1 protein-coding gene is annotated in these 461 nt (G+C 31.5%); it reads right to left on the minus strand.

Annotation, left to right across the window (positions count from 1 at the left end; all coding sequences use genetic code 11):
* Positions 1-161 precede the first annotated feature (161 nt).
* Positions 162-461, minus strand: a 300-nt coding sequence (locus E3E36_RS11840; protein ID WP_206203675.1) for a hypothetical protein, incomplete at its 5' end; no start/stop codon positions are given.

Below are 461 nucleotides of genomic sequence, written 5' to 3' on the forward strand. Positions count from 1 at the left end.
AGGAGACGTAAAATACGGTTATAAAAGAACCACAACAGATGGCAGTATTTTCCTACAATCTAATAAAATTACATTTCAACATCCTGTAACAAAAGAACTAATGCAATTTGAGCTTGCTTTACCTGAATTATGGAAGAAATATGGGTTTGAATAAATGAAACTTATTTTGCAATAACATCATAAAACAATTTCTCCAGATTATCGAAACCCTTTACAGCATTAGCCGGAAGCTTCTCTCCTTTATCACCAAACACATACATGGCTTCTTCTTTTTCAATAGTTATTTTGCTTTCATCAATATTGCCTTTATCGTCCTGAATAGCTTTCAGATTAAGGTTTAAATATTTAGCCATAAAGTTGTAAACGGCTGTTCTTTTATTAATACCGAAATCATGCTTTTCATTGGGTAAATGCACATTCTGTACATCATTTTTTTTGCCATACCAACTATACATTTTTTG

Source organism: Thermococcus sp. M36 (genome assembly GCF_012027355.1).
Lineage (GTDB): Archaea > Methanobacteriota_B > Thermococci > Thermococcales > Thermococcaceae > Thermococcus.